This window comes from Halobaculum roseum (assembly GCF_019880245.1).
Classification (GTDB): domain Archaea; phylum Halobacteriota; class Halobacteria; order Halobacteriales; family Haloferacaceae; genus Halobaculum; species Halobaculum roseum.
The window spans coordinates 83,467-104,755 of sequence record NZ_CP082286.1 but is presented as its reverse complement, the minus strand read 5'-3'; the positions used below and the strand labels follow the sequence as shown (position 1 = coordinate 104,755).

The following is a 21,289-nucleotide window of genomic DNA, read 5'->3' as shown; positions in this document are numbered from 1 at the left end:
GCCGCGCTTTTCACCTCGGTGGCGGTACCGGCGACATGGACCGCCTGCGCCAGTCCCTGCTGGACGCGCCGATAATCGAGAAGGGCGAGTACCAGTACTTCGTACACCCCATCAGCGACGGCGTTCCGATGCTGGAACCCGAGCTCCTCCGGGAGATCGTCATCCGGATCATCCGGAAGGCCCAGATCGAGGACGTCGACAAGATCGTCACCCCCGCGGCGATGGGGATCCACATCTCCACCGCGCTGTCGCTGATGACCGACATCCCGCTGGTCGTCATCCGCAAGCGCGAGTACGGCCTCGACGGCGAGGTCGCGCTCCAGCAGGAGACGGGCTACTCCGAGGGCGAGATGTACATCAACGACGTCTTCGAGGGCGACCGCGTGCTCGTCCTCGACGACGTGCTCTCGACTGGCGGCACGATGAAGGGCATCCTCGACGCGCTCACCCACATCGGCGCCGACGTGGTCGACGTGGTCGCGGTGATCAAGAAGGCGGGCCCGAACAAGCTCGACGACACCGACCACTCGGTGAAGACGCTGATCAACGTCACCGTCGAGGACGGCGAGGTCGTCGTCGTCGACGAGTACGGCGACGGTTGAGTCGGCCGACTCCCCCGCGCTTTTCACGACGGCGACCCCACTAGCGGCATGGTTTCCACTCGCTTTCTCGGCGTGATCTCCACGTCGATGCTCGTCGTCGGCGCCCTCTCGATCGGCCAGGCACTACACCTCTCGGTCGTCACCGGCGAGGTGGGCGTGACCTCGACGCCGGTCGTCGTGTACGGCGTCGCCGGCGTCGTCGCCATCGCGATCGGCTACCGCGCCCGTAAGCCGATCGCCGAGGAGTACGCCCTCACCACCGATGCCCGCGAACGCGGCGAACACGAGCGTCGCGACCGGTCGCCCTCCGCAGCCGGGGACGGCCCGGCCGACGACGAGTCGGCGTTCGACCCCGAGATGAGCCCCCTCGGCGACGCCGAACCCGGAGCCGCCGAACGCGACGGCCGCGGCAACGGCGGCGACAACGACCGGTAACAGCCGCCGGCCCCGACTGCGCCGACCCTGCTCGGCCGACACCATGCCACCGCGTAACGGGGGAATTAAGACCCGCGAATCCGCTACCGACACGTACGAATGTCCGTGAGCAATCGTGTCCCCGATCCCCTCAAAGGTCCCCTCGGCGCCGCCTCGCTCGGCGTCATGATCCTGGGGCTGGTCGTTGGCTACATCTTCACAATGCTCGGGATCACGCTGTATCTGGGTCTGAACGGGATCGAGGGGATCTCCAACCTGGAGGCGCTGACCGTGACTGCGACCGGCGTCGCCTGTATCGTCGCCGGGTACATCGGCTGGAAGGGGTTCATGGGGTTCGCGTACTGAGATGCAGTACGACATCCGAGACCATCCGCAGTCGCCACCGGTCGAGGAGCTTCGCGAGTTCACGATGGTCCCGATATCGCGCGAGGAGATCCTGTCGCGCCGCGAGGAGGGCGCCTCCCTCCGTGAGGTGAACCTCCGCGAGGCGCGCAACGACGTCCACGTCGAGCTCGAGCCCGACCCGACCGAGCGCGGCAGCCACGACGACATCGGCACCGCCCTCTACCGGCTCGTGCAGCTGTTCGGCACGCCCAACGTCCCCGGCTACGACGCCGGCGACGACCTCTCCGACCGCGAGGACACGACGTTCAAGTACCTCCTCCGGGTGATCAACGAGTCCGACGCCGACGAACGGACGCTTCCCGACGAGTGGCTGATCACGGTGTACGACTACCACGTCGAGTTGGGCGTCGGCACCGCCGCCTGGGACGACGACGCGGTCGACCCCGGCGAGTACGACGACGCCGTCGAGATCGTCTCGATGGCGCTGGCGACGAACGTCGTCACCGAACCCCTCCAGTGCGTGTACAAGGACAAGTGGTACTGATCCCGTTCGCGGCCGCACAGTAAGTCCTCACGCCGTCTCGCTTCGACTCGATTCGATTCTGAACGCTCCTCGGTTCCGCGTTCCGTCCGAGTCGCTCGCGACGCCCAAGCTGAACCGGACTCCCCACCGCGGGCACCCGTGCCTCGCCTGGCGGTCGGCCTCACCTGCCTGTCGTGTAGTGCATCACCGCGAACACGCCGGCCAGCCCCGCGAGGAGCAGCCCCGCGAACGCGGGGACGACCGTCGACTCCCCGTAGAGCCCGGCCCAGTAGCCGACGTACGCGAGCGTCACGAACGCCGGCACCGACAGGAGAAAGAACAGCGACGAGAGGTACGACGCCAGCGTCGGGTCGTTGCCGTCGTTGGCGTACGTCCCGCGCTCGCGCACCGACTTCTCGTCGGTCGGGATCTCCTTGGGCATACCCTCGCGTACCGGACAGCGGAGTAAAGGCCTGTCGTCGCCGTCGTCGTCGGCGTCGCCGGCGCGACCCCTCAGGCGGTCGCGCCGTCGTAGACGATCGCGACGAGGTAGCCGAACAACAGCAGCGGCACCTGTCCGAAGACCACGAGCGTGATCACGTCGCGAAGCTCCGGCAGCAACACGATCCCACCGAGCGTCCCGATGTCGAGCAGCAGATACGGGGCCACCCCGGCCGCCGCCGTCAGGGCGGCGCCCGCGACGACGGCGATCGACAGCGCGAGCACGCTCGTCTCGAGGTTCTGGCACAGCAGCTTCACGAGCGCGCCCGCCGCGAACACGAGCGCCGCCATGACGGTGTCGCCGGCCCACCCGGGGGCGAGCGAGGTCTGCCACAGCGTGTACGTGGCCATCGCGGTCGCCAGCCCGGTGAGCAGCCCGACCGTGACCGCCGACGCGATCCGCTCGCTGCGCGACCCGTAGGAGGCGCGCGCGGGCCGTATCACGGCCGCGGCCAATCCGGACGTTCGCTCAGACATTGGCCTCGTAGCTCCGCCCGCGGATGGTCACGGCGACGGTTCCGGACGTGACCGCGCGGTCGGCCTCGATGGCCGCCCGCGCCCGTTCGACCGTGTCGGCGGGGACCTCCGCGACGAGCGTCACCGTCGTCGTTCCGCGGGCGGGGACCGCGGCCTCACGGTCGCCGGTCAGCCGCTCGCTTCGCGGAACCGTCAACGCCTCGCCGTCGGCTGGGTCGCCGTCGTACACGACCAGCGAGCCGGCGCGAACGCGCGCGTCGACGCTCGTCGGGTTCCGCACGTCGATAGTCACCCGTAGCCGCGGGTCCTCGCCGTCGACGAGCTCGTAGTCGGTCGCCCGGAAGTCGATGCTGTCGCGCTGTTGCCACGCTAGCTGTGCGCTCGCGGTCGCGACGAACGCGGCGGCGCTGACGGCGAGCACGACGGCGAGCGCGACGAGGAGGGCGCGCTGGGTACGTGGGGACCTGACCACCCGTCAGTCCTCCGCGGGGGCCGCGTTGAGCCCGCCGTCGGAGCCGCCGATCCCCTCGACGCCGTCGTCCTCGTACCGGTGACACGCGACCTCGCGCGTCCCCGACGGGAGCGGCCGCGGCTCGCGGGTTGCACACGATGTCGTGATCACGTCGTCGAGCGCCGCGACGGCGGCCTCGGCGTCGCCGTCGAGCACCGCCTCGGCGGACTCCTCGAGGGCGGCGCTGGCGTCCGACGGGAGATCGAGCGTCGACGCGTCGACGCGGTGGCCGCCGGTCTCGATCTCCGTCTCCGAGCGGTACTCCTCGGGCACGTCCAGCGTCAGCCCCTGTTCGACGAGGGATTCGACCGCGTCGCCGGCGTCGCCGGCGTCGTCGCGCGCGGCGTCGGCGTCGAGCTCGCCGCGCTTCGCCTTCAGCTTGAACTGGAACGCCCGCCGGAACGCCTCCTGGCTGCCGCCCCAGCCGTCGGGCGGGATGATGTGGGCACACCGCGGGTGGTACCGACAGCCGCTCGGCGGGTTCCGGGGGGAGGGGACCTCGCCGGTCGCGTTGGCGCGACGGCGGTCCTCGCCCAACTCCACGTCCGGCACCGCGTCGAACAGCGCCTCGGTGTACGGGTGCTTGGGGTCGTCGATGACGTCGTCCGTGGGACCCTGCTCGACCATGTTACCGAGGTACATGATCCCGGCACGGTCGCACATGTAGCGGATGAGCGAGAGGTCGTGGCTGATGAACAGGTAGGTGAGGTCGTACTCGTCCTGCAGCTCCTGCATCAGGTTCAACACGCCCGCGCGGATGGACACGTCCAGCATCGACACCGGCTCGTCGCAGACGATGAAGTCCGGGTCGACGACCAGCGCCCGAGCGATCGCGACGCGTTGGCGCTCGCCGCCGGACAGCTCGTCCGGGAACGCGTCGAGATACACCTCGGCGGGACCCAGCCCGACGTCCTCGAGCACCTGCTTCACGCGCGCACGCCGCTCGTCGTACCCCTCGGTCATCTCGTTGATCTTGAGCGGCTCGGCGATGGTGTCGTACACCGTCATCCGGGGGTTGAGCGACTCGAACGGGTCCTGGAAGATCATCTGGACCCGCTTGCGGAACTCGCGCTCGTCCTCGCGGGTCATGTCGGTGATCTCCTCCCCGTCGAAGCTGATCGACCCCTCCGTGGGCTCGTACAGCTTCACGAGCAGCTTCCCGAGGGTCGTCTTGCCGCAGCCCGACTCGCCGGCGATGCCGACCGTGTCGCCCGGGTAGATGTCGAGCGACACCCCGTCGACTGCGCGAACCGGCTGCGGCTCGCGACCCAGGACGGTGTCGATGATGCCCTGTGACTGGTCGAAGAGCTTCCGGAGCCCCTCGATCTCTACTAACGGTTCTCGATCGTCTGGTCGGTCCATGTGGATTCGTTGAGTGCGTCGGTTCGGAGCTGTTCGAGGTCGTCGATTCGGTAGCAGGCCGTCGCGTGTGCCCGCCGGTCGGTCGCCTCGACCGTCCGGCCGTCCTCGTCGGCGGCGGCGACGTCGTACATCGGCGGGTGCGCGGCGTGACACTCCTCGACGGCGAACGGACACCGGTCGCGGAAGCGACAGCCCTCGTCGGGGTCACGGAGCGTCGGCGGCGTCCCCGGAATGGAAACGAGGTCCTGATCCGTCGAGGTGATCGTCGGGAAGGAGTTCTTCAGCCCGAGCGTGTACGGGTTCGCCGTCTCGCCGAAGATGTCCTCCGTGCGCCCCGACTCCATCACCTTCCCGCCGTACATCACGGCCATCCGGTCGCAGATCTCCGCCATCACCGAGATGTCGTGACTGATGACGAGGATCGAGACGCCGAACTCCTCCTGGAGCGCCTCCAGCTCCTCGAGGATCCGGTCCTGAATGATCACGTCCAGCGCCGTCGTCGGCTCGTCCGCGATCAGCAGGTCCGGGCTGCAGGCCATCGCCATGGCGATGACCGCCCGCTGTTTCATCCCGCCGGAGAACTGGTGGGCGTAGTCGTCGGCGCGGTCCGGCTCGATGCCGACGCGCTCGAGCAGGTCGCGGGCGCGTTCGTGCGCCTCCTCGGCGGTCGTCTCCGGCTCGTGTCGGAGGATCGCCTCGACGATCTGGTCGCCGACCTTGTACACCGGGTTCAGGGCGTTCATCGCCGACTGCGGGATGATGGCGATGTCACGCCAGCGGATGTCGCGGATCTGCTTGTCGTCGAGCCGCGCGAGGTCCGTCTTCCCGTCCTCGCGCACGGGCTTGTCCGGGTCGTCGATGACCGACTGCTTCGGATCGCCGTTCTCGTCGGCCCACTGGGGGAGCGTCGTGTCGAACCACACCTCCCCCTCCTCGATGTACCCGTTGTCGTCGAGCAGGTGCACGAGGCTCTTCGCCAGGGTCGTCTTCCCGCAGCCGGACTCGCCGACGAGCCCGTAGGTCTCGCCGGGCTCGACGGAGAAGCTCACGTCGTCGCTGGCGTGAACCGACGAGCCGTCGTCGACCGCGTATCGGATCGAGAGGTCGTTTACTTCGAGTAGTGTCATGTGCTATCAGATCACCGCTGCGGGTTGGTCACGTCCTCCATCGAGAAGCCGATGAAGTAGAACGATGCGGCCATCAACATCAGCGCGATGCCCGGCGGCAGCAGCCACCACCAGGCGTCGAAGATGTATCCCTGCGATTTGATGTTCTCGAGCATGATCCCCCACGAGTTGGCGGTGAAGTCCGCCAGCCCGAGGTACGCCAGCGACGCCTGCGCGATGACCGCGCCCGCGGCGTCCTGCGCGAGGAACACGAACGAGATGGGGAGGACGTTCGGCATGATGTGCCGGAAGATGATCCGGGTGTCGGAGGCCCCGGCGACCTTCGCGGACTCGACGTACGACCGCTCCTTCAGCGAGAGCGTCTCCCCGCGTATCGTGATACAGTTGTTGAGCCAGGAGGTGACCGCGATGCCGATGATGATGTTCGTCGTCGTGATCCCGCGGATGGCGACGAGGACGATCAGGAACGGCAGGAACGGCAGGCCGTACATGATGTCGACGAACCGCTGGATCGCCTCGTCGATCCACGTGTCGCCGTAGAACCCGGAGATCAGCCCCAGCGGGACGCCCACGAGGCTGGACAGCAGTCCGGCGGCCAGGCCGATGTACATGGCGTTGCTCGCGGAGTAGATCACGAGCGAGAGGATGCCGTTCCCGTTCGCGTTCGTCCCCAGCGGCGCGAAGAACGGGTCCCCGAACGCCGGCGGGTGCGGGAGCGAGCGGACCTGGTCGGCCGTGAGTCGACTCTCGATGGGGGGCTCGCCGATGTACGCGATCCAATCGGGGGAATGGGGCGCGAAGACGCCCGGGATCACCGCCCACAGGCTGAATATCGCGAGGATAACGAGCCCGAGGATACCGATGTTGTGCTCGGTGTACCGGCTCCAGCCCCGCTTGAGTCGCTCGATCCGCGGCCCCCAGCGCCGCGCGTACGATTCGCCGTCGGTCTCGGTGTCTCCTTGTCCGGTTGCCATTATTCACCCTCCCCGAACTTGATCCGGGGGTCGAGGTACGTGTACACGACGTCGGTGAGCAGCCGCATGATGACGACCAGCACGGCCAGCAGGAAGAACGTGGCCTGTGCGACCGGGAAGTCGCGCTCCAGCACCGACGTGACGATGATCTGCCCCATGCCCGGCCAGTTGAACACGTTCTCGATGATGATCGAGCCGTCGATGAGGAACGCCAGTCCGACGACCGCGCCGGTCGCCACCGGGATGAGCGCGTTGCGCGCGGCGTGTTTGATCATCACCGTCCGCTCCGAGAGGCCCTTCGCCCGCGCGAGGAACACGTACCCCTCGTCGGTGACCTGGTTCATCGTCGGGCGCATGATGAGCATGGACCCGACCCAGCCGATGAACGTGAGGCTCATTATCGGCAGCGCGATGTGGTACAGCACGTCGCGCATCACGGTGAAGGCGGTCCACTGGAACTCGGGGAACTGCGTGAACATGTACGCGCTCGGCAACAGGCCGAACTCGTAGTTGAACACCCAGATGAACAGCCACGAGATCCAGAAGCTGGGCATCGAGTACAGCAGCAGCGAGGTGCTAAAGATGGACTTGTCCTTCTTCGACCCGCGCCACCAGCCGAGGTACATCCCGACCAACGGGCCGATGATGAAGCCGATCAGGAACGTCGATCCGAACAGGATCAGCGTCCGCGGCATCCGGCGGATCATCAGGTCCGCGACGGGGGCGTTGTACGTGGGCGACCGGCCGAAGTTGCCGGTCTGGTAGTTGATCATGAAGTCGAGATACTGTCTCCACAGCGGTTCGTTCAGTCCCCACGTCTCCCGGATCCGCTCGATCTGTTCGGCGGTCATGCCGGAGCTGATCATGCTCGTGATGAACGAGCCCGGCATGCTCCGCAGGAGGACGAACAGAAGCGACATGATCACCAGGAGCGTCAGGTACGAAACGACGATCCGCTTTGCGAGGTATTTTCCACTGATTCTGGTCATGCGTTTTGTGGGACCGTTCCGCGTACTACTGTATCACGAAGGCGGCCGTTTGAACCTGTTGAATCGTCCGATACCCGACGGGCGACGCCGTCAGGGGCCCCGCCCCGCCCCATCGGTTCGAGGGCGGTGCGGGGTGCCCGACGCCGCGCGTCAGTCGGACGCGGCGATCGTTTCGAGGGGCGTTACTCGTTCTGGTGGATCTGCAGGATCTGGGTTCCCAGGTACGTCGAACCCGGGCCCGGGATGTTCTCGATGGCGCCGGTCCACTCCGAGGAGTTGATCGGCCACTTCGGCACCCCGTAGTTGGTCACCATCGTCGGGAAGTCGAGGTAGATCCGCTCGACGGCCTCACGAGAGGTCTGGTTGCGCGCCTCGGCGTCGAGGGTGGTGCGCGCCTCGTCGATGAGCTCGTCGGCGCCCGCGTCATCGAACAGCCCGTAGCCCATCGCGTTGTTGAGCAGCGTCGAGGTGTTCTCGTCGTCGCCCTCCGTCTCCGCGACCGAGTGGTCGTCGGCGTTGTCGGAGTGGAACAGGCTGTACAGCGTGTTCGTCGCGAACGGCGAGAGGTTCACCCAGCCCATGCTGAAGATGTCGAAGTCCTCCGAGCCGTACGCCCGGGTCACGCGGGTGTTGAACGAGACGACCTCGCGGTCGATCGGAATGCCGACCTCGTGAAGGGAGGTGATCCAGTCGGAGACCATCTGGGCCGTCTGGGGCGCCTCCTGCGCCGGCGACAGCAGCATCGTGAGCGGCCCGTCGTGGACCTCGGTGAGCGTCTCGCCGTTGACGCGGATCTCCTGATCGGGCTCCGCGTCGGACTCCTGGAGCACTTCGGACTCGACGGGACCGAAGCTGTAGTCGTGCTTCGGCTCCGTCTGGCTCGCGGTGACGCCGGTGAGGCTGCCGGGGTACTCCTGTCCGACGAACGTCCCCTCCTCGCCGGTGATCATCTGCCCCTCCGTGAGGAACGAGCGGATCGCCTCGACGTTCGGAACGCTCGGGCTCGACTGGCGGAACGTGAACGCCTGCGTCGACGGCCCCTCGAGCAGTTCCTGGTCCGACCCCGTCTCCGGCCGCACGGCCGTGTAGCCTGGCGGCATCACGAAGTCGCCCTGCTGGGCGTAGCCGCGAAGCAGCTGCTGGGTCCAGTAGAAGTCGTCGAACGCGAAGCTGAGCGCCTGCCGGAACGGCAGGTCGTCAAGCGGCGTCCGACGGAGGTTGAACGAGTAGTGGCTGTAGCCGGTGTCGAAGCCGTCGAGCAGCTCGATGTCCTCGTCGTCCTGGGCGTCCTCGATCCGCGAGGTGCGAACGCCGTCGTACAGGGAGTCGATGTCGCCCTGGAACAGCGCTTGGTGCAGCGCGGACGTCGAGGAGTACACGCGGATCCGCATGGCGTCGATGAACGGGCCGCCGGCGATGATGCCGGAGACCTCCTCGCGCCAGCTCAGCTCCGAGAGGTTGTACTCGCCCTCGCGGTCCGCGAAGGACACCTCGACGGCCGTGTCGGGGTCGTACTGCGTGACGACGCCCGGGCCGAGCCCCACGGGACCGAAGTCGGTGTCGGCCGGCTCGTAGGTCTGGTAGTCGTCGACGTCTCCCCAGCGGTGCTCCGGGAGGATCGGCAGGCCGAGCTGGTCGTACGCGAACGTCCCGTTCGGCTGGCTCAGGGTCATCACGCAGTCCCAGTCGCCGTCGTGCTCCTCGACGCTGACGATGGGGTTGATGGACGCGGCGTAGCCGCCGGGGTTCTGCTCCATCAGGTAGTTGTACGAGAAGAGCACGTCGTCGACGGTGAACTCCTCCCCGTCGTTCCAGGTGAGGCCGTCCGTGCGGACGTTGAAGTACACCTCGACGTTCGGCTGGTCGTCCTCGCCGGTCTCGTCGAGCACCTCGTAGTCCCAGTCGGTGAAGACGTTCGGGTGCATCTCGAAGTTGACCGGGTCGATCGCCGCGCCGGACTCGTAGATCCGGTCGGTGATGACGCCGACGTACGCGGAGGAGCTCGCGAGCACGTTGAGCGTGTTGGGCGAGGTCCCCATCCCGAAGTCGAAGATCCCGCCGGTCGGGATGTCGTCGGTGTTCTCTACCTCGGTCGGCGTCTGCTCTGGGGTCGGAGTCGAGTCGTCCCCGGAGGTTTCGGTACCGTCGCCGTTGCCTGAGCAGCCGGCGAGGCCCGCGGAGACCGCCGCGACGCCAGTTCCCTGGAGGAACCGACGCCGGCTGGAACCGGACTGGTTGTCTGACATACGCGCTTTCGTTATGGAATACCAAACTTAAGTATGTGGGATCCTCGCACAACGAAGCAGATCACTGAAATCAGTATTTCACCTATCTGTACCGTTGTTTCCGCAGTAATTCGGCACAGAACTCACGAATGTGAATTAGTCGCCGATTACGTTCGACGATCGTGACCTCGCGAAAACCGCCGTAAACGAAAGATGAATTTATTGTAGTTTTGAGAATGTGTTCGGCGCGGGGAGAGCCCCGTTCGACCGCTCACTCGCCCCTCGTGAGGGCTCGCGCGCGCATCCCGAAGTACATCGCGAGGGTGACGGCGGCCATCGCGCCCGAGAGGTACGTCGTCTCTGGCGTCGACGCCCTGCCGAGCCGGGCCAGCTCCATGCCGAGAAACGCCCAGGCGGCCGCGGTCGCGAACCCGAGCGCCATCACCGCGTAGCCGGTGCTCTCGCGCTCGGTCGCGTGGAGGTACACCCCCACCGTCAGCACGACCCCGCCGAGGAGGGCGAGCACCGTCCGCGTACCCACTGCCATGGGTCCACGTTGTCGGTCGGTCGGCATAAGCGACCCGGGAACGGCCGACCCGGGCGCCACTGCGGGCGATAAGTCGTCCGCCGCCGCGGTCGCCCTCGCGACGGCGGGACGGCCGCCCGCCAGTGGAGCCGGTTCCGCCGGCGACACGTTTTCCGGAGTTCGGGTCCACCGTTCGGACGCATGAGCGAAACTACGGCGTTGTTCGTCGTCAGCGAGGAGGGGTACTGGGCCGAGGAGTGTATCGAGCTGCTCACGACGCTCGACGCCGCCGGCGTCGACGTGACCGTGGCGACGCCGTCCGGGTCGCCGCCGGTGGTGGACGAGCGTTCGCTCGACCCCGAGGACGTGGGCGAGGAGACCGTCGAACGGTACCGCGAGATCCACGAGACCGACGACCGGCTTCGCGATCCCGAACCGATCGCGACGGTCGACGCCGCCGACCACGACGCCGTCGTGTTCCCCGGCGGCCACGGCACCGTCTGGGACGTGAACCAGGACCGCCACGCCCGAGGCGCGCTGCGGGAGGCGGTCGCCGGCGACGACGGGGTCGCGCTGGTCGTCTGTCACGCCGTCGGGATCCTCGCGTTCGCTCGGAACGCGGACGGGGAGTTCCTCGTCGACGGCCGCGACGTGACCGGCTTCCCGAACGAGTGGGAGGAGGGGATCGTCGACGACCTCGACCGGATCGAGGGGCGGAAGCTCCCCTACTGGGTCGAGGACGAGGTCGTCGCCGCCGGCGGGACCTTCGACGCCGAACTCGACGCCGAGACCAGCGTCACCGTCGACGGCGACCTGATCACCGCCCGCGGGCCCGGCTCGTCGAGCGAGGCAGCCGAGACGCTCCTCGCGGAGCTGGGCGTCGAGGCGACGGCGTGAGCGAAGCGATGGCGTAGGCGAAGCGACGGCGTAGGCGAGACGACCGCGTAGGCGACGCCGGTCGGCGTCAGTCGGACTCGATCACGAACCGCGGCTCCTCGACGTTCTCTCCCTTGCACTCGGGACACCGCGACGGGGCGTTCACCGGGTCGTCGAAGTCGTCGAAGCCGCAGTCGCGACACGTCGGCGGCGCGACCAGAAACTGTTCGCTCTCCGGCAGCGACTCCGCGACGTGGTCCAGGTGGTCGTACACGACGGAACGGGGCACGTCGAACTCGGCGGCGAGCGCGCCGCCGGAACACGCCCGCTCGCGCAGCGTCTCGGCGATCCGCTCGCGGGTCGTCCGATCGGGCATACCGATCGTTGGTCGCCGCCGCGGGAATCGGTTTCGGGCGACCGCCGTCCGGGTCGGTGCCGGCGATAACCTGTCGGGAACGTGAACCGAGAGAGGAAAAACCCTTGTCGGTCGGGCGTAACCCTGAGTCCATGAAGGCAGTTGTGCTCGCTGGGGGGTACGCGACGAGGCTGTGGCCGATCACTCGCAACCGGCCGAAGATGCTGCTTCCGGTCGGCGACGGCACCGTCATCGACGAGATCTTCGGCGATCTGGAGGCGGACGACCGGATCGACGAGGTGTTCGTCTCCACGAACGAACGCTTCGCCGGGGAGTTCGAGGACTACCTCGCGGACGCCGAGTTCGAGAAGCCGACCGTCTCCGTCGAGGACACCAGCGCCGAGTCCGAGAAGTTCGGCGTCGTCGGCGCGCTCGCGCAGCTGATCGACCGCGAGAACGTGGACGACGACCTGGTCGTCGTCGCCGGCGACAACCTGATCTCCTTCGACGTGGCGGAGTTCGTGGACTTCTTCGCCGAGAAGGGGACGCCGGCGCTTGCGGCCTACGACGTGGGATCGCGCGAGCGTGCGAAGAGCTACGGCCTGGTCGAACTCGACGGCGACCGCGTCGTCGACTTCCAGGAGAAGCCCGAGGACCCCAAGAGCACGCTCGTGTCCATCGCCTGCTACGCGTTCCCGCAGGAGACGCTTCCGGACTTCGAGGAATACCTCTCTGACGGCAACAACCCGGACGAGCCCGGCTGGTTCATCCAGTGGCTCCAGTCGCGCCAGCCCGTCCACGCGTTCACCTTCGAGGAGGCGTGGTTCGACATCGGCACCCCCGAGAGCTACCTCGACGCCGTCTCGTGGTACCTCGACGGCGAGTCGGTCGTCCACCCGGACGCGACCGTCGAGAACTCCGAGATCGGCGACGACGTGTACGTCCTCGCGGGCGCGGAGATCGTCGACTCCTCGCTCGACTCGTCGGTCGTCTTCGGCAACGCGACCGTCCGCGACGCGGACGTGCGCCGGAGCATCATCGACGAGGAGACCGTCGTCGACGGGCTCGATCTCTCTGGCGCCCTCATCGGCGCGCACTCGCGGCTGACGAACGAGGAAAGCTGAGCCGACGAATCGCTCCGACTCGCTCGCCCGTTTACTCCGCCAGCCGGGCGTCCGTCACCCGGATCCGTCCCCGAGTGCCGTCCCATTCCGTGTCGTACTCTACCTCGATCCGCCGGTCCATGTGCGGGCCGTCGACCACGAACGTTTCGAACTCCCCGCCCTCGCCGAGCACGTGGACGCCGTACTCGTCGTTGAGCCGCTCCAGCTCCGCGAGCGCCTCGCGATCGATGGTACGGCCGAGCCACGACTCGTCGAGCCCCGCGGCCGCGACCTGGAGGATCCGGATCTCGAACCCGGCGTCGATCATTTCCTCGGCCAGCGTCCGGGGATCGCGCTGCCACAGCGGCGCGAACAGGTCGATCCCGAGGCGGTCGCACATCGCCTCGATCCGGCTCGTCTGAAACTCCGACTCGACGGCGCCGGCGGTGACGCCCGCGAGCGGCAGGTCCGCCGCGAGGTCGGTCAGCGCCGCCTCCATCGGCTCCAGCTCGCTGTCGCCCTGCGCGCCCGAGTCGGTCGCCTCGCCGGCGTGGAAGTCCTCGGGTTCCACCTCCACGAGGGGGAGCCCGATGCTCTCGGCCGCCAACGCGGCCAGGCGCGTTTCGGGGACGTGGTACATGTACGAGTCGCCCGCGGGGTGGACCGTCAGCAGTCGCTCGACGGGGAGCCCGCGCTCCAGCGCCCGGTACACCGCCCACGACGAGTCCTTCCCGCCGGAGAACAGCCCGACGTAGGCGCCGTCGCCGTCGCCGCCGGCGGCCGTGTCGCCGCCATCGTTGTCGCTCATACCGTCGATACGCGCCGACCCGGCCTTACCCGTGACGGTCGGCGGCGGCGTCCCGTCGCCCGCGCCGACATCGGTTTGAGCGCACGCGGCGTAGGACCGACGACTCATGTCGACGGCCCCGGACCCCCCCCTCGGACTCCGGACGGCCATGGTCGTCGCGGGCGCGGCGACCATCGCGGTCTACGCGGTCGGTGCCGGCGCGGTCTGGCTGCTCGCGCGGTTCGTCTGGGCGAACCGTCCCGACCCGCTCGCGCTTGCGGCGGCGTTCATCGTGGCGACGCTCGCGTCAGGCTACCTGACATACCGGTTCGGAACCGGTCGCACGCTCGTCGGCCTCGACGCCCGTGAGGTCCCGCGCAGGCGCGCGCCGACGGTCCACCGGATCGTCGACGCGCTCGCCGGCGGGATGGACGTGGCGCGTCCGCGCGTGTTCGTCGCCCGCCTGGGCGAGCCGAACGCGCTCGCGCTCGGCGGCCCGACTCCGGCGCTCGTGATCGACTACTCGCTGTTTCGTCTGCTGTCGGCCGCGGAGCTGGAGGGCGTGCTCGCCCACGAACTCGCCCACATCGAGGGTCGCGACGGCCTCGTACAGACGCTCGGCCACAGCGTCGTCCACACCGCCGTGGGACTCGTCGCGCTCGCGCTCGCGCCGGTCGCGGCCGTCGCCGGCGGGTTCGCCCGCGGGGTCGCGCTCGTCCGGGGCACGCCGGACCGCTGGCACCGGACGCTCCCCGGCCGGCTGCACGTCGGCCTCGCACGGACGCTGACCCTGCTGTTGATCGCGTTGACGCTGCTGTTGCGCGCGTACTCCCGGCGGCGGGAGCACGCAGCCGACGACCGCGCGGTCGAGGTGACCGGACGGCCGCTCGCGCTGGCGAGCGCCCTGCGGAGGATCGACAGTGCGAGCCGGTCGCCGTTTCCGTTCGCGCCGCTGTATCGCCGCGGCCGCGACGGGGAGGAACAGCCGCTCGTCCGCCTCCTGTCGACGCATCCGCCGATGGACGAACGGATCGAACGCCTTCGACGGCGGGCCGAGCGCGAGGGGGCGCTCGGGCGATCGCCCGATCGTGGCGTCGACGACCTCCGTCCGATCCGTCCGGACCGCGCGGGCGACGGCTGGACCCGGGTCCCGATCGAGAAGCGGTAGCTCGGCGGCGAACCGATCGCTGCCTGGTGGGCGATCCGAGTCCCGGTCAGAAAGGGTGGGCGTGTCGGTGACAGGCTACGCGGTCCGGTCCGACCGTCGGGTGCTCGCCGTCCTCACATGTAGCCCAGGTCGCGGAGGCGCTCCATCAGGTCCTCCTTGTCCTGGGCGCGGCCGGCGCGCTCGGTCGTGTTCTCCATGTCCTGCAGCCAGGCGGGCTCCTCGGCGGACTTGTCCGTCGAGATCTCCGAGCCCAGCGAGCGGAAGCCAGCGAAGTACTTCGGCGAGACGGGGATGTCCTCGATCTCGATGCCCTCCGGCAGGTCGTCGAACCCCTGCGGGACGTAGCCGTCCTCGGGGTAGCCCTCCACCGTCTCCGGCACGACGAAGTACCAGAAGGCGTCCCACACGTCGGCCTCCTTGAACTGGAGGATCGGCTGAATGCGGTCGTGCGGCGGGTAGATCTCCGGGTCGTGGCGCGGCGAGAAGAACGTCTCGTCGGCGCGGGCCTCCTGCTCGTCCCAGCGGATGCCCGAGATGATGCCGTCGATCTCCTCGGACTCCAGCGTGTCGTTGAGCGCGACCGTCTTCAGCAGGTGGTTGCCGACGTACGTGTCCAGCAGGAACGGGAACGTGTCCTCCTCGTACTCCAGGATGTTCCGGATGTGGTGCCGGTTGTGCTCGGAGAGCGCCTCCACCGGGATGTCGTCGCCCGGCTCCAGCCCGTTCTCGTCGACGTACTCGCCCACGTCGGTGTTGCGGGCCCACTTGACCTCGAGGTCCCACTCGTCGGCCCAGTGGCGAACGAAGTCCATCAGCTCGTCGAAGTGCTGGTAGTGGTCGATGAACACCGTCACCGGCAGCTCCAGCTCGTCGTGCTGCTCGACGACCTCCTTCACGAAGTACAGCGTCAGCGTCGAGTCCTTCCCGCCGGTCCACATCACCGCGGGGTTGTCGTACTCGCGAAGGCCGGTCTCGACGACCTCCAGCGCCTTCTCGAGCTTGTGCTCGATACTGGGGTAGTCGCCGGGCTCCTCGCCCTCGCCGGCGGTGTAGTCCACGTCCAGATAGTCCGGGAACTGCTGTTGTGAGTCGGCCATGCCTGGTAATGAGATATAATTAGACGACTAAAGTTCTTGTGACCCTACCCGGATGTCGGGAGCGCATCCGAGTGACTCGCGAGCGCCGTCTGCCGTCCGGCCCGGACCGACGCGGGCGACCGTTCCGGATGCGGCGTCGCGATCAGCTGATGAACTTGTTGTCCCGCCACTCGACGCCGCCCTTCTCGGCGTCGCGGTTCGGGGTCTCGACGACCTCGACGCTGGCGGGGCGCTCCTCGCCCTCGACGATGCGGTGGGCGTGCAGCTCCTCGTCGACCTCGGTGATCGCGGTGAGCGTCCCCTTCTCCGACAGCAGCGCGATCTCGCGGAGCACGAGGAACATCTGATACTGCAGCGCGGTGTTCTGCAACACCGTCTCGCGGTCGCCCTTGAAGCAGGCGAACTCGACGAGTTCTGAGGGGATCTCCTCCTCCTCCTCCTGCATCCAGCCGCCGCCGGTACGGGGCGGCTCCTCCTCGTACACGCGCGTCTCGGAGACGCTCGCCTTCAGCTGTGCGGTCGGGGTGTACTTGCCGATCGATTCGTCGTCCGATACCGCCTTCAGGATCAGCGTGTTGTTCCGGCGTGTGATGTCGACGTCCTCGACGCCCTCCGGGAGTTCCGGGTCGGACGCGAAGTGGTCCTGTAGGTCTTCCAGTGGCAGTTCGAGCGTCGAGTGAAGTCGGTATACGCGGCCTGACATGTGTGGGGTGGTGGGGTGGGTGCGACGAGGAAGCGCCGCGGCGTCCCGCGGTCGCCGTCCGTACGACCCTACTCGCCGGTATCTACGCACCCGATGCGTAAAACACCTGTCCCCGACCGATGTCGCCGCGTGGGTACGGGTCCCCCCGCCGGCTCGGCGCGGCTACGCGTCGACTTCAAGCGTTTCGGCCAACTCGCCGCGCTCGTCCAACTCGGCGAGGATGTCGCTGCCGCCGACGAACTCGCCGTCGACGTACGTCTGTGGGATCGTCTCCCAGCCGCTTTCGGCCTCCAACGCCTCGCGGAACTCCGGCAGCGCGGGGAGCACGTCGACCGTCTCGAACTCCTCGACGTGCTGGGAGATGAGCCCGAGCGCGCGCTTCGAGTAGCCGCACTGGGGCATCAGCCGGTTCCCCTTCATGAACAGCACCACGTCGTTGGTCGCGAGCGCCTCCTCGACGCGCTCGGCGGCCTCCTCGGCCGTCAGCTCGCTTTCGGGTTGAAATGCCATGCGATATCGTAGGCGACTCCGGTTGATAGACGTTGTGACGGGATCCGCGACCGTCGTTCGACTATCCGGCGTACGCGTACCCCGAGGACCATCGGTCACCGTGGTCTTCGGTGACGAACCGCCTCGTGAGCTCCCGCGGGAGTCCGACCGGACCTAGTCGCGACCGACGCCGACGACGTTGATCAGCGAGTAGACGGGGACGCCGGAGACCTCGTCGAGTCCCTGCTTGTCGACGATGACGACGCACGCCTTGGGCTTGCCGCCCTCCGCTTGCACCGCCTCGACCGTCTCCGTGAGCGTCGTGCCGGAGGTGACGGTGTCGTCGACGACGAAGCACTCCCGCCCGCGGATCGTCGCGAAGTTACGCGAGAAGCCGCCGCCGGTCTGGTCGAGGTCGCCCTCCTCCCACTGGTGTTTCGCGGGGGCGTACGCCGCCATGTCCGTGTCGAGTTCGCGCGCGATCGTCGTCGCCAGCGGCGTGCCGGCCTTCTCGATGCCGACGGTGAGGTCGACCTCCTCGCCCTCCTTGGCGAGCAGGTCGGCCATCGCCCGGCCGACGTGGGTGAGTCGCTTGGAGTCGCGGCCGATCGCCGACCAGTCGACGTGGATGTCCTGCGGGCCCGAGGGGCCGGTCGCGCCCGCGTCGTCGGTTCCCGCGGCGTCGCCGGGGGTCGCGCCCGAGCGGTCCACGAGCCAGGAGGCCGTCTCCCGGGAGACGTTCAGCTCGTCGGCGATCTCGCCCTTCGAGAGCCCGCGTTCTGCCAGCTCCGCCGCGTCGTCGATGAGGTCGTCGACGTTCTTCATCGTGACCCGAATTCCACGGCCGTCTTGATAGTGGTGTCGTCGTCGTCGAACGCCCGCTCGAACTCGTCGAGGCCGTACACGCCCGTCACCAGATCGTCGGTGAACCACTCCGGCAGGGCCGCGACGGACTCGACACCCCGTTCGAAGTGGCGGACGTTCGAGTTCACCGAGCCGACGAGCGCCTTGTTGTGGAGGACCAGCTCCCGGTGGAGCGCGCCGCCGTCGACCTCGAACTCCCAGTCGCTCGGGACGCCGAGCAGCGCGCCGACGCCGTTGGGCGCCAGCGCCTCGACCGTCTCGAAGGCGTGTTTCGCGTACCCGGTCGCCTCGTACACGAAGTCCATCGGCTCGTAGACGTCGGGCACCTCGTCGACGGGCGTCTCGCGGGAGTCGACGTACGTCGCGCCCAGCTCGTCGATGATGTCGATCGTCGGGTCCGGGCGGTCGCGCCGCCCCAGGCAGTAGAGGCGGTCGAACGACGCCTGCAGCATCGCCACGGTGAGCAGCCCGAGGCTCCCGTTGCCGAGCACGAATGCGGACTCGGGGTCCCACTCGAACGCCGACCGGCTCGCCCGCGCGTGTTCGATCGCCTTCTCCGTGATCGACGCCGGCTCGACGAGGAAGCCCAGCTCCGCGAGTTCGGGCGGGCAGTGCACGAGGTGCTCGGCGGGGCTGGTGAAGTACTCGGACATGAACCCGTGGGCGCCGTCGATGCCGCGCTCGTGGTAGAACCCCTCGGGCGCCATGTCCGGCTCGCCGCGGGCGAAGTAGTCGTTCGAGCCGTTCGGTCGCCGTCGGACGGTCGGCACGACCACGTCGCCCGCCGAGAGCCCGGTCCCGTTCGGGTCGACGACGACGCCGACGGCCTCGTGGCCCAGGACGATGTGGTCCTCCCCCTCGGGGTAGCCGCCGTGGCTGCCGGCGATGACCTCGTGGTCAGTCCCGTCGACGCCGACGCGGAGCGTCCGGACGAGCGCCTCCCCCTCGGCCGGGTCCGGTCTCGGCTTCTCGAGTACGGACGGGGTCTCCTCCCCCCGGCGAACGGCGATGGCTTTCATACCCGGTCGTACCACGCGCGCCGCCAAAAGGCTTATTCTATCATGAGTAAATAGTTGTGTCAGCGGCGGCGGCCCACGGAGCGTCTCCGGCCAGCACGCGACGCTCCACCGTCTGTCACCACAGTACTGTCACCACGTCTGGGGTCGCCGCCGCGTTCCGTGCCGACACACCCGTCCGCACCGGCGCCGTGCCGCCCGCACGGCGTCGCGGACGAGGTGTCCGGAGACCGTAGCCGCCGAGTGCTCACTCCAGAACCCGCCGAGCCGTCACTCCAGTACCCGCCGAGTCGTCACTCCACTCGGCGGTACATTCCCTTCGACGCCGGCCGCGTCTCCGCGTAGCCGGCGCCCTCGTAGAAGCCGTCCACGTCAGCCATGAGGTTCACGTAGGCGCCGGCGGGCGCGTCGTCGTCGACGAACCGGTCGATCGCGTCCAGGATCCGGCGTCCGAGCCCGCGGCGCTGGTGATCCGGGTGGACCGCCATATCGCAGACGTGGTACACCGATCCCCCGTCGCCGACGACGCGGCCCATCCCGACGACCGTGCCGTCGTCGACGCTGGTCGTCCAGTCATCGACGCCGGCCGTGTCGTTGTCGACATCCGGCTTCCCGCCGCCGAGCGCGTCCGGATCGCCCTCGGTGTCGACGGCGCGGACCGCAAAGAGACTGTTCGGCAGCCCCCGCTCGATCCCCGCGCGCGGGCGCTCGCTCATGCCTGCGAGCGCCCGCAGCCGCTGGAATTCCTCGACCGTCGGCGAACCCGCACGCAGATCGTACCGATCGTCGCACATACCTGCGGGTGGCGGGTGTGGATGAAAAGCGGTCCGGCGAGGCGGAGCGAACCGGGCCGTCCGCGGAAACGGTCGACGGTCCTTATTCGTCGGGAGCGTCGTCCTCGGCGCCCTCGTCGTCCTCGGCCAGGTAGCCGAACTCGTCGAGGTAGCCCTCGATCGAGGCGGCGTCGTGGTCGACGTACACCTCGTCGTCGACGCCGATCGTCGCGAGGCCGACGCCGTCGGGTTCGAGCCCCTCGTCGTCGCCGGACTCCGCCAGCGCGGCGAGCGCGAGATCGATCCCCTCCTCCATGGAGAGTTCGTCGCTGTAGCCCTCCTCGAGGCGCTCGCGTACGTCCGCGCGGTTCGCGCCGATCGAGAGCGCCTTCCACTCGTACGGGGTACCCGAGGGGTCCGTCTCGAACAGGCGGGGCTCGCCGTTCTCGATGCCGCCGACGATGAGCGCGACGCCGAACGGGCGCGCGCCCCCGACCTGCGTGTACTGCTGGATGTGGTCGGTGACGGTCTTCGTCAGCGTCTCGATGCCCATCTCCTCGCCGTAGCGGAGGCGGTTCACCTGCGCCTGCCGGCGGGCGAAGTCGATGAGCTGTCGGGCGTCGGCAACGTGGCCCGCGCTGGCGATGCCGACGTGGTCGTCTATCTTGTGGAGCTTCTCGACGGAGGCGGGCTCCATCAGCTCCGAGCGCGACCGCTTGTCCGCCGCAAGCACGATGCCGTCGGTCGTGCGGACCCCGACGCTCGCCGTGCCTCGTTTGACTGCCTCTCGCGCGTACTCGACCTGATAGAGGCGACCGTCCGGGGAGAAGATGGTGATCCCCCGGTCGTACGCCTGTTGTTGGGATTGTCCCTGCATCGTGTCTCAGTGATCGTCCGGGGCCGCGTCGTCGTCCGGGTCGGACAGCCCCGGTCGGGAAGTGTCTGCGTCGGTCGCGCCCACGTACCCCGACGGCGTCGAGACGTCGACCGCGCCGTCGCGGCAACGACGGCCGGGTCCGCTCGCGTCGTCGGCCGTGAGTTCGACCGTACTCTCGTCCACGAATCCGCCCGCGTCGCGTAAATAGCTTTCCTCACCGGCCCGTATCGTCCCCGAGACGCCGCGTACGCGCACGCCGACCGGGTGACCGTCGACCGCGTCGATGCACGCCAGCGCCGCCCGCGCGCGCTCGACCTCGCCGCGGCGAGCGCGGACGATCGCCGCGCCGCGGCCCGCCTCGAACCGGAACCGGACGACCGTCAGGTCGGCGTCCGCGCTCCCGGGGTCGCCCAGGAGGTTCTGGGCGGCGTACCACACCTCGCGCTGGAACGGCCCCCGCGAGAGGTCGGCGTCGGGCCACGACTCCAGCCCGACGACGAGGTAGCGCCACCGGGGCCGGAGGTGCTTGGGGAGGTGCTTCACGCGCGGTCGACTGCGGCGGTCGACTCGATCACGACTCGCTT

26 protein-coding genes are annotated in these 21,289 nt (G+C 68.5%); 7 read left to right on the top strand and 19 right to left on the bottom strand.

Going from position 1 to position 21,289, the window contains the following annotated elements; genetic code table 11:
• Positions 1–35 precede the first annotated feature (35 nt).
• From hpt to K6T36_RS00500, 4 genes are all read left to right on the top strand, one after another.
• The gene (hpt, locus tag K6T36_RS00515; RefSeq protein ID WP_159665962.1) at positions 36–602 is read left to right on the top strand and encodes a hypoxanthine/guanine phosphoribosyltransferase; all 567 of its coding nucleotides are present in this window, start codon (positions 36–38) and stop codon (positions 600–602) included.
• 48 nt (positions 603–650) lie between these two features.
• Positions 651–1,037 carry a hypothetical protein gene (locus tag K6T36_RS00510; protein WP_222922124.1) on the top strand — a complete coding sequence of 129 codons (387 nt, stop codon included), beginning with the start codon at positions 651–653 and terminating at the stop codon, positions 1,035–1,037.
• A 99-nt stretch (positions 1,038–1,136) separates the two neighbouring features.
• Positions 1,137–1,382, top strand: coding sequence for a hypothetical protein (locus tag K6T36_RS00505; protein WP_222922123.1), 246 nt, complete (start codon positions 1,137–1,139; stop codon positions 1,380–1,382).
• A gap of 1 nt (position 1,383) precedes the next feature.
• Entirely contained in the window at positions 1,384–1,926 is a 543-nt protein-coding gene (locus K6T36_RS00500; protein ID WP_222922122.1) for a hypothetical protein, read from the top strand.
• A gap of 160 nt (positions 1,927–2,086) precedes the next feature.
• Here the strand turns inward: K6T36_RS00500 and K6T36_RS00495 are convergent, their stop codons facing one another.
• The 9 genes from K6T36_RS00495 to K6T36_RS00455 all read right to left on the bottom strand — a co-directional run bounded on the left by K6T36_RS00495 (position 2,087) and on the right by K6T36_RS00455 (position 10,618).
• Positions 2,087–2,347, bottom strand: coding sequence for a hypothetical protein (locus K6T36_RS00495; RefSeq protein ID WP_222922121.1), 261 nt, complete (start codon positions 2,345–2,347; stop codon positions 2,087–2,089).
• Between the two features lie 71 nt (positions 2,348–2,418).
• On the bottom strand, positions 2,419–2,883 hold the full coding sequence (locus K6T36_RS00490) for a hypothetical protein (RefSeq protein ID WP_222922120.1): 465 nt from the start codon (positions 2,881–2,883) through the stop codon (positions 2,419–2,421).
• A complete protein-coding gene (locus K6T36_RS00485) occupies positions 2,876–3,355 on the bottom strand; it encodes an LEA/WHy family protein (protein WP_222922119.1) in 480 nt (159 codons plus the stop codon). Before K6T36_RS00485 ends, K6T36_RS00490 begins: the two co-directional genes overlap by 8 nt.
• A gap of 3 nt (positions 3,356–3,358) precedes the next feature.
• Complete coding sequence (locus tag K6T36_RS00480) at positions 3,359–4,756, bottom strand: ABC transporter ATP-binding protein (protein ID WP_222922118.1); 1,398 nt, start codon at positions 4,754–4,756, stop codon at positions 3,359–3,361.
• On the bottom strand, positions 4,726–5,883 hold the full coding sequence (locus K6T36_RS00475; RefSeq protein ID WP_222922117.1) for an ABC transporter ATP-binding protein: 1,158 nt from the start codon (positions 5,881–5,883) through the stop codon (positions 4,726–4,728). Before K6T36_RS00475 ends, K6T36_RS00480 begins: the two co-directional genes overlap by 31 nt.
• 11 nt (positions 5,884–5,894) lie before the next feature.
• Complete coding sequence (locus tag K6T36_RS00470; protein WP_222922116.1) at positions 5,895–6,857, bottom strand: ABC transporter permease; 963 nt, start codon at positions 6,855–6,857, stop codon at positions 5,895–5,897.
• Positions 6,857–7,846: an ABC transporter permease gene (locus tag K6T36_RS00465; RefSeq protein ID WP_222607496.1), complete on the bottom strand. Its 990-nt coding sequence runs from the start codon at positions 7,844–7,846 to the stop codon at positions 6,857–6,859. Before K6T36_RS00465 ends, K6T36_RS00470 begins: the two co-directional genes overlap by 1 nt.
• 182 nt (positions 7,847–8,028) lie before the next feature.
• On the bottom strand, positions 8,029–10,092 hold the full coding sequence (locus K6T36_RS00460; protein WP_222922115.1) for an ABC transporter substrate-binding protein: 2,064 nt from the start codon (positions 10,090–10,092) through the stop codon (positions 8,029–8,031).
• A gap of 250 nt (positions 10,093–10,342) precedes the next feature.
• Positions 10,343–10,618 carry a hypothetical protein gene (locus K6T36_RS00455; protein WP_222922114.1) on the bottom strand — a complete coding sequence of 92 codons (276 nt, stop codon included), beginning with the start codon at positions 10,616–10,618 and terminating at the stop codon, positions 10,343–10,345.
• Between the two features lie 180 nt (positions 10,619–10,798).
• Here K6T36_RS00455 and K6T36_RS00450 point away from each other — a divergent pair, with 180 nt between their 5' ends.
• Positions 10,799–11,494 (top strand): type 1 glutamine amidotransferase domain-containing protein, encoded by a 696-nt coding sequence (locus K6T36_RS00450; protein WP_222922113.1) that lies wholly within the window; start codon positions 10,799–10,801, stop codon positions 11,492–11,494.
• Between the two features lie 67 nt (positions 11,495–11,561).
• Here K6T36_RS00450 and K6T36_RS00445 read toward each other — a convergent pair whose 3' ends face one another.
• The gene (locus K6T36_RS00445; RefSeq protein ID WP_222922112.1) at positions 11,562–11,849 is read right to left on the bottom strand and encodes a transcriptional regulator; all 288 of its coding nucleotides are present in this window, start codon (positions 11,847–11,849) and stop codon (positions 11,562–11,564) included.
• Between the two features lie 131 nt (positions 11,850–11,980).
• Here K6T36_RS00445 and K6T36_RS00440 point away from each other — a divergent pair, with 131 nt between their 5' ends.
• Positions 11,981–12,952 carry a nucleotidyltransferase family protein gene (locus K6T36_RS00440; RefSeq protein ID WP_222922111.1) on the top strand — a complete coding sequence of 324 codons (972 nt, stop codon included), beginning with the start codon at positions 11,981–11,983 and terminating at the stop codon, positions 12,950–12,952.
• Positions 12,953–12,983: 31 nt separating this feature from the next.
• Here the strand turns inward: K6T36_RS00440 and K6T36_RS00435 are convergent, their stop codons facing one another.
• A complete protein-coding gene (locus K6T36_RS00435; protein WP_222922110.1) occupies positions 12,984–13,739 on the bottom strand; it encodes a diphthine--ammonia ligase in 756 nt (251 codons plus the stop codon).
• A gap of 106 nt (positions 13,740–13,845) precedes the next feature.
• On the opposite strand from K6T36_RS00435, the gene K6T36_RS00430 reads away from it, so the two are divergent.
• Positions 13,846–14,886, top strand: coding sequence for a M48 family metallopeptidase (locus K6T36_RS00430; RefSeq protein ID WP_222922109.1), 1,041 nt, complete (start codon positions 13,846–13,848; stop codon positions 14,884–14,886).
• Positions 14,887–14,999: 113 nt separating this feature from the next.
• Here the strand turns inward: K6T36_RS00430 and K6T36_RS00425 are convergent, their stop codons facing one another.
• From K6T36_RS00425 to K6T36_RS00390, 8 genes are all read right to left on the bottom strand, one after another.
• Positions 15,000–15,983, bottom strand: a complete 984-nt coding sequence (locus tag K6T36_RS00425; protein WP_222922108.1) for a phosphoadenosine phosphosulfate reductase family protein — start codon at positions 15,981–15,983, stop codon at positions 15,000–15,002.
• A 142-nt stretch (positions 15,984–16,125) separates the two neighbouring features.
• A complete protein-coding gene (locus K6T36_RS00420; protein ID WP_222922107.1) occupies positions 16,126–16,686 on the bottom strand; it encodes a DUF7110 family protein in 561 nt (186 codons plus the stop codon).
• A gap of 162 nt (positions 16,687–16,848) precedes the next feature.
• The gene (locus tag K6T36_RS00415; RefSeq protein ID WP_222922106.1) at positions 16,849–17,196 is read right to left on the bottom strand and encodes a glutaredoxin family protein; all 348 of its coding nucleotides are present in this window, start codon (positions 17,194–17,196) and stop codon (positions 16,849–16,851) included.
• Between the two features lie 153 nt (positions 17,197–17,349).
• Positions 17,350–18,000 (bottom strand): transcriptional regulator GfcR, encoded by a 651-nt coding sequence (gfcR, locus tag K6T36_RS00410; RefSeq protein ID WP_222922105.1) that lies wholly within the window; start codon positions 17,998–18,000, stop codon positions 17,350–17,352.
• Entirely contained in the window at positions 17,997–19,058 is a 1,062-nt protein-coding gene (locus K6T36_RS00405) for a glucose 1-dehydrogenase (RefSeq protein ID WP_222922104.1), read from the bottom strand. Before K6T36_RS00405 ends, gfcR begins: the two co-directional genes overlap by 4 nt.
• Positions 19,059–19,348: 290 nt before the next feature.
• Positions 19,349–19,849 (bottom strand): GNAT family N-acetyltransferase, encoded by a 501-nt coding sequence (locus K6T36_RS00400; RefSeq protein ID WP_222922103.1) that lies wholly within the window; start codon positions 19,847–19,849, stop codon positions 19,349–19,351.
• Positions 19,850–19,931: 82 nt separating this feature from the next.
• Positions 19,932–20,705, bottom strand: a complete 774-nt coding sequence (gene psmA, locus K6T36_RS00395) for an archaeal proteasome endopeptidase complex subunit alpha (protein ID WP_222922102.1) — start codon at positions 20,703–20,705, stop codon at positions 19,932–19,934.
• A 6-nt stretch (positions 20,706–20,711) separates the two neighbouring features.
• Positions 20,712–21,248, bottom strand: coding sequence for an Rpp14/Pop5 family protein (locus K6T36_RS00390; protein WP_222922101.1), 537 nt, complete (start codon positions 21,246–21,248; stop codon positions 20,712–20,714).
• Positions 21,249–21,289 lie beyond the last annotated feature (41 nt).

What these genes read in the sequence shown, in the direction of transcription:
- hpt (WP_159665962.1), top strand. Translation starts at nt 36, where the DNA reads ATGGACCGCCTGCGCCAGTCCCTGCTGGACGCGCCGATAATCGAGAAG.
- K6T36_RS00510 (WP_222922124.1), top strand. Translation starts at nt 651, where the DNA reads ATGGTTTCCACTCGCTTTCTCGGCGTGATCTCCACGTCGATGCTCGTC.
- K6T36_RS00505 (WP_222922123.1), top strand. Translation starts at nt 1,137, where the DNA reads ATGTCCGTGAGCAATCGTGTCCCCGATCCCCTCAAAGGTCCCCTCGGC.
- K6T36_RS00500 (WP_222922122.1), top strand. Translation starts at nt 1,384, where the DNA reads ATGCAGTACGACATCCGAGACCATCCGCAGTCGCCACCGGTCGAGGAG.
- K6T36_RS00495 (WP_222922121.1), bottom strand. Translation starts at nt 2,347, where the DNA reads ATGCCCAAGGAGATCCCGACCGACGAGAAGTCGGTGCGCGAGCGCGGG.
- K6T36_RS00490 (WP_222922120.1), bottom strand. Translation starts at nt 2,883, where the DNA reads ATGTCTGAGCGAACGTCCGGATTGGCCGCGGCCGTGATACGGCCCGCG.
- K6T36_RS00480 (WP_222922118.1), bottom strand. Translation starts at nt 4,756, where the DNA reads ATGGACCGACCAGACGATCGAGAACCGTTAGTAGAGATCGAGGGGCTC.
- K6T36_RS00475 (WP_222922117.1), bottom strand. Translation starts at nt 5,883, where the DNA reads ATGACACTACTCGAAGTAAACGACCTCTCGATCCGATACGCGGTCGAC.
- K6T36_RS00470 (WP_222922116.1), bottom strand. Translation starts at nt 6,857, where the DNA reads ATGGCAACCGGACAAGGAGACACCGAGACCGACGGCGAATCGTACGCG.
- K6T36_RS00465 (WP_222607496.1), bottom strand. Translation starts at nt 7,846, where the DNA reads ATGACCAGAATCAGTGGAAAATACCTCGCAAAGCGGATCGTCGTTTCG.
- K6T36_RS00460 (WP_222922115.1), bottom strand. Translation starts at nt 10,092, where the DNA reads ATGTCAGACAACCAGTCCGGTTCCAGCCGGCGTCGGTTCCTCCAGGGA.
- K6T36_RS00455 (WP_222922114.1), bottom strand. Translation starts at nt 10,618, where the DNA reads ATGGCAGTGGGTACGCGGACGGTGCTCGCCCTCCTCGGCGGGGTCGTG.
- K6T36_RS00450 (WP_222922113.1), top strand. Translation starts at nt 10,799, where the DNA reads ATGAGCGAAACTACGGCGTTGTTCGTCGTCAGCGAGGAGGGGTACTGG.
- K6T36_RS00445 (WP_222922112.1), bottom strand. Translation starts at nt 11,849, where the DNA reads ATGCCCGATCGGACGACCCGCGAGCGGATCGCCGAGACGCTGCGCGAG.
- K6T36_RS00440 (WP_222922111.1), top strand. Translation starts at nt 11,981, where the DNA reads ATGAAGGCAGTTGTGCTCGCTGGGGGGTACGCGACGAGGCTGTGGCCG.
- K6T36_RS00435 (WP_222922110.1), bottom strand. Translation starts at nt 13,739, where the DNA reads ATGAGCGACAACGATGGCGGCGACACGGCCGCCGGCGGCGACGGCGAC.
- K6T36_RS00430 (WP_222922109.1), top strand. Translation starts at nt 13,846, where the DNA reads ATGTCGACGGCCCCGGACCCCCCCCTCGGACTCCGGACGGCCATGGTC.
- K6T36_RS00425 (WP_222922108.1), bottom strand. Translation starts at nt 15,983, where the DNA reads ATGGCCGACTCACAACAGCAGTTCCCGGACTATCTGGACGTGGACTAC.
- K6T36_RS00420 (WP_222922107.1), bottom strand. Translation starts at nt 16,686, where the DNA reads ATGTCAGGCCGCGTATACCGACTTCACTCGACGCTCGAACTGCCACTG.
- K6T36_RS00415 (WP_222922106.1), bottom strand. Translation starts at nt 17,196, where the DNA reads ATGGCATTTCAACCCGAAAGCGAGCTGACGGCCGAGGAGGCCGCCGAG.
- gfcR (WP_222922105.1), bottom strand. Translation starts at nt 18,000, where the DNA reads ATGAAGAACGTCGACGACCTCATCGACGACGCGGCGGAGCTGGCAGAA.
- K6T36_RS00405 (WP_222922104.1), bottom strand. Translation starts at nt 19,058, where the DNA reads ATGAAAGCCATCGCCGTTCGCCGGGGGGAGGAGACCCCGTCCGTACTC.
- K6T36_RS00400 (WP_222922103.1), bottom strand. Translation starts at nt 19,849, where the DNA reads ATGTGCGACGATCGGTACGATCTGCGTGCGGGTTCGCCGACGGTCGAG.
- psmA (WP_222922102.1), bottom strand. Translation starts at nt 20,705, where the DNA reads ATGCAGGGACAATCCCAACAACAGGCGTACGACCGGGGGATCACCATC.